The sequence below is a fragment of the Sphaerimonospora thailandensis genome (assembly GCF_016863115.1).
Taxonomy (GTDB): domain Bacteria; phylum Actinomycetota; class Actinomycetes; order Streptosporangiales; family Streptosporangiaceae; genus Sphaerimonospora; species Sphaerimonospora cavernae.
This window is the reverse complement of record NZ_BOOG01000103.1, coordinates 1-4,377: the sequence shown is the minus strand read 5'-3', so window position 1 is coordinate 4,377 and position 4,377 is coordinate 1. Positions and strand designations below refer to the sequence as shown.

Here is a 4,377-nt window from a genome sequence, read left to right as displayed (position 1 = left end):
AATTCACGAGGTCAATCGCGACCATCGAGAGCTCGACGGACTCTCGGATGGAGCGATGGTTCGCGGCCCCGAATCTGATCAACACTGTCCCACCCTACCCCGCATTGGAGATGCGGACACAGGGGCTAGCTCGTAGAGTCATGACGAAATTGAGGGCTTGTGTGCAGTGCGACCTGCATGCAGGTGCTTACGCTCCGACCCCTCCCGACGATCAGGTCCGAGAGGATGTGCCCAGCCGGGAGCTACGGGGGAAGGCCCCGGCCGGACACGTTCACGGGCCTCACCTCTCTCCGGAAAGGCGTGAGACCCGCTTTGCCCCCGAGATCGGCGCGCAATCGCGGGGCGGGCCGTCGTCCGCCTCCCTATCCGGACACGACCTCGGGGACGGACGAGCTATCAGGGGCGTGCGCGAAGCGGATGGCGCACCAGACCGTACGGCCCGGGCCGTCGTCGCGCTCACAGATCCCCCATTCGGTGGAGATCTCATCGACGATCAGCAGGCCGCGACCATCTTCCGCGTCCGGATCCAGCCGGAGGCGAGGTTCGGCGGGTGCCGATCCCGGGTCGTGCACCTCGACACGGACAACCCCGTCCGACGCGACCAGCGTGAAACGGATGAAGTCGCCGGCTTGACAGCCGGAATGCTTGATGGCGTTCGTCACGAGCTCGGACGTCACCAGCGTGACGTCATCCACCGCCGGATGCTCGTGGCCGAGCAGACGCCGTACCTCGGAGCGCGCGTGGGAGACGGAGGCGGGATCGCCCGGAAGGCGGATCTCGTGGTGGATCCCCGGCAGCGCGTTCGCCGTTTTCATGACTTCACCCACCTGTCAGACGTGAGTTCCGATCTGCCTTCCGACCTTCGCAGGTCTCAGCTACAGTTCGTAGTCGAATGACTTCAACGAGCTATCAACGGTTTCGGTGAAAGCTCCGCTGAAATGCAGCAATGCGGACGAGGAGGGCCGGATGCCACCGGAGAGCGTGCTCAACCCCACCGACTCCCCCACCGCGTTATTCGGCTTCGAGCTGCGGCGACACCGTAAGGCCCGCGGCTGGTCCCAACTGCGGCTGGCCCGTGCCGTGCCGTACTCGGTCGGGACGATCAGCATGATCGAGACCGCGAAGCGGTCTCCGTCGGAGGAGTTCGCCCGGCACTGCGATGAGGCGCTGGAGGCGGACGGCGCTCTCATGCGGCTATGGCCGATGGTCAGCCACGCCTCGGCCCCGCCATGGTTTCGGCCGTGGCTGGACGTGGAAGCGACCGCCGAAGCGATCCGCACCTGGGAACCGCTCCTCGTGCCGGGGTTGCTGCAGACCGAGGACTATGCCAGGGCCATCCTGAGCGGCGAGCCCGGAGTCACCGTCGAGGAGATCGAAAAGCACGTGGTCGCCCGCATGGAACGGCAGGCGATTCTCAAGCGGCCCAAGCCGCCGATGCTGTGGGTGGTCATCGACGAGGGAGTCATGCACCGCCCGATCGGCAGCCCCGCTGTCATGGCGACCCAGCTCACCCACCTTGTCGAAGCCGGCCAGACCCCCAGAATCACCATCCAGGTCCTCCCCCTCATCGCCTACTCCACCACTGGTCTCTCTGGAGCATTCGCCATCGCGCAAACGCAGGGAGTTTGTGATACTGCATTTGTCGAATCCCCAGGAAACATGAGCCAAGCGACCGAAAGCCCAGAGGACGTCAGAAACCTGATGTTCAGGTTCGAGGGGATCCGCGCCGAGGCCCTGCCGCAACGTGAGTCCTTGAAGCTGATTGAGGAGACGATGAAGCGATGGACGAGTTGACCAAGGAACTTCGGACTGCGGCCTGGCGTAAGTCCACTAGGTCGGGGCCTGAGGGCGGCAACTGTGTCGAGGTAGCCACGCTGTCCCAGGGACGCCGAGGCGTCCGCGACAGCAAGGACCCGACTGGCCCAGCACTCATCTTCACCGCCACCGAGTGGCACACCTTCATTCAAGGCGTGAAGGACGGCGAGTTCGACGACCTGACCTGATCCCCCCGATAGTCCATCCCCTCACCACCTCCAGGTTGCTCGACTGGAGCGTCGACAGGAACAGTCAGGCGGTTTCCTTGGGTGCGCACTCCGGCAGAGAAACGCTGTGAGACCAAAGTCTCCCGTGAACACACCCCGCTCACCTGGTCGATCTCGTTGATCATCTGACGGGGGGCTTCGCTGCCGCCATCGTTGATCGCAGGTGCCCCATACCGTCGAAGTCATCGGGATGACCACACTTGCACGAGGCGGCGGCCTGGCACGACTGTCTCAGTAATGAGACAATCGTGCCATGGGTCTCGGTAGTGCGCTCAGTAGGCTGTCGCCCCTTGCGGAGGCGCAACACGGCTTGGTGACGACCCGACAGGCGGAAAACCACGGCGCTCACCGACGCGATCTGAGCCGCCTGGTCCAGGCCGGGGCCCTCGAGCATGTGGCCCACGGCGTCTACCGGGTGGCGGGCGCTCCCCGTCCCAGTCTTGAGGAGCTGCGTGCCGCCTGGCTCCAACTCGCCCCGGACCTTCAGGCGGACGAGCGAGGAAGCACTCACGGTGTCGTCTCGCACAGCAGTGCAGCTTTTGTATACGACGTAGGACTTCTCGATCCCCTGCGGTGGGAATTCATCATCCCGCCACCGCGTCGTTTCCGAACCCGGCGACAGGATGTGGCCATTCACCGTGCGCGACTCGCCGGCGATGATGTCGAATGGCTCGACGGACTCCTCGTGACCACGCCACGCCGGACAGTGATCGACCTGGCATCGATCCGATTCGACGGCGGCCATCTGGGCCTCGTCGTCGCGGACATGCTGGAGCGGGATCTGGCCCAGCCCGACGATCTCGCTACGGCCCTGGCGCCCTATGCCACGGCCTACGGACTGCCCGACGCGACCGGTCAGGAGTTCCTGGAGCACCTGACCCATCGATAAGGACGAGCGGCATTCACATGCAGCCCACCGGCGAGACCTTCCCCTACGCCACTCCCCACGCTTTCGGCGCCGCCATCATGGATCGCCTCAAGAGGACCTCTGGCGATTCGCCGTACTCGACCAGTCAACGTCGTCGCCAGTTCGCGTACGACCGGTTACTCGCTCGCCTCTTCACGAGCGATGAGAACGGCTGGATTCTCAAGGGTGGCGTGGCCCTGCTGGCCCGCCTCTCCGTGGCCCGTCACTCCGCCGATGTCGACGTTATGGCCATTGCCGATTCGCCGGAGGCGGGATTCGCAGCACTGTGCAAAGTTACTGAGACCGAACTGGGGGATTTCTTCACCTTCCGCTTCGACCGCCCGCGGTCCCTCATACAGGGAGTCGAGGGCATCCGGGTGGGTGTGGAAGCCTGGCTGGGTCCCCGTCGCTTCGAGAGATTCGGAGTCGATCTGGTCACCGGCGCTGTCGTCACGGGCGAGCCAGAGGTGTCCCCGCCGATTCTCGCACTCGACATCCCGGGACTGGTCCGGCCCTCGTACCGGCTCTATCCACTGGTCGACACCGTCTCCGACAAGGTCATGGCAATGCTGAAAGACCACAATGGCAGGCCGAGCACGCGCTTTCGCGACCTTGTCGACCTGGTTCTCATCGCCAGGTCGCGATCGCTACGCGCGGAGCACCTCAGCACCGCGTTCACCTCGGAGGCACACCGACGCAAACTGCTTCACCGCGCCAGTCTCGACGTGCCGGATGAAGCGATGTGGACAGCCGGATACGCCGGCGTGGTCGCCGACCTTCCCTGGATCGCGGAACGATCGCTTCCCGACGCGCTGGTCGTGGCCAAGGCGCTGGTCGATCCAGTTCTATCCGGGCGGGTCAGCTCTGGAATCTGGGATCCACAGACCCTGACATGGAAGACAAACGCCTCCTCGTGATCAACTCCTCTCGCTCTCTCCGCCGGTCCGAGTTTCAAGTCGGCGGTCGCGACACATGGCTCGGCGCTGCTGTGCGTACAACTGCCACCTGCGCCGAGTCGATCAGCTCTGCAGTTCCCAGAGCGCGGGCACCGCGGGCGGCTCCCAGCCACGCAGCGCGGGGTGGTCCTGCCGGCACCGGTAGACGTGGCCGAGGTACCTCACCAGGTCGCCCGCGACGTACCTGACTCCTTCCGTCCACTCGCACACCGGCTCCCCCGCGGCCGCCGGCACATTGATCGCCGACCACGCGGCCTTGACGGCCCTCAACTCCACACAGCTTCTGGCGTAGGACATCGCCGCCACCCGGACGGTCGCGGCGCGCGCCTTGGCGTGTGTCCACGGCGTGGTCTTGAGGTTCAGGCCGCCCATGAATATCTGGCCGGCCTTCCGGATGCCGACCCCCGCAACCGTGCTGCCATCACAGGTCGGGCTGGCCGGCTTGCCGCCGCCGGGGTTGCTGCCCTCGGCG

The 4,377-nt window shown here is 65.3% G+C and carries 6 protein-coding genes; 4 read left to right on the top strand and 2 right to left on the bottom strand.

What is annotated here, in order from left to right; translation table 11 throughout:
- Window positions 1-362: 362 nt before the first annotated feature.
- The gene (locus Mth01_RS28930) at window positions 363-815 is read right to left on the bottom strand and encodes an ATP-binding protein (protein ID WP_204019139.1); all 453 of its coding nucleotides are present in this window, start codon (window positions 813-815) and stop codon (window positions 363-365) included.
- Between the two features lie 151 nt (window positions 816-966).
- Here Mth01_RS28930 and Mth01_RS28925 point away from each other — a divergent pair, with 151 nt between their 5' ends.
- From Mth01_RS28925 to Mth01_RS28910, 4 genes are all read left to right on the top strand, one after another.
- Entirely contained in the window at window positions 967-1,794 is an 828-nt protein-coding gene (locus tag Mth01_RS28925; protein WP_204019138.1) for a helix-turn-helix domain-containing protein, read from the top strand.
- The gene (locus Mth01_RS28920) at window positions 1,782-2,003 is read left to right on the top strand and encodes a DUF397 domain-containing protein (protein ID WP_204019137.1); all 222 of its coding nucleotides are present in this window, start codon (window positions 1,782-1,784) and stop codon (window positions 2,001-2,003) included. The genes Mth01_RS28925 and Mth01_RS28920 overlap by 13 nt, the downstream gene beginning before the upstream one ends.
- Before the next feature lie 292 nt (window positions 2,004-2,295).
- Window positions 2,296-2,931, top strand: a complete 636-nt coding sequence (locus Mth01_RS28915; protein WP_275409060.1) for a type IV toxin-antitoxin system AbiEi family antitoxin domain-containing protein — start codon at window positions 2,296-2,298, stop codon at window positions 2,929-2,931.
- 17 nt (window positions 2,932-2,948) lie between these two features.
- Window positions 2,949-3,866 carry a nucleotidyl transferase AbiEii/AbiGii toxin family protein gene (locus tag Mth01_RS28910; protein WP_204019135.1) on the top strand — a complete coding sequence of 306 codons (918 nt, stop codon included), beginning with the start codon at window positions 2,949-2,951 and terminating at the stop codon, window positions 3,864-3,866.
- A gap of 102 nt (window positions 3,867-3,968) precedes the next feature.
- Here Mth01_RS28910 and Mth01_RS28905 read toward each other — a convergent pair.
- Window positions 3,969-4,377, bottom strand: a 409-nt coding sequence (locus Mth01_RS28905) for a carbohydrate-binding protein (RefSeq protein WP_204019134.1), incomplete at its 5' end; no start/stop codon positions are given.

Coding starts and splice junctions, on each gene's coding strand:
- Mth01_RS28915 (WP_275409060.1), top strand. CDS start 2,296: ATGGGTCTCGGTAGTGCGCTCAGTAGGCTGTCGCCCCTTGCGGAGGCG.
- Mth01_RS28920 (WP_204019137.1), top strand. CDS start 1,782: ATGGACGAGTTGACCAAGGAACTTCGGACTGCGGCCTGGCGTAAGTCC.
- Mth01_RS28925 (WP_204019138.1), top strand. CDS start 967: ATGCCACCGGAGAGCGTGCTCAACCCCACCGACTCCCCCACCGCGTTA.
- Mth01_RS28930 (WP_204019139.1), bottom strand. CDS start 815: ATGAAAACGGCGAACGCGCTGCCGGGGATCCACCACGAGATCCGCCTT.
- Mth01_RS28910 (WP_204019135.1), top strand. CDS start 2,949: ATGCAGCCCACCGGCGAGACCTTCCCCTACGCCACTCCCCACGCTTTC.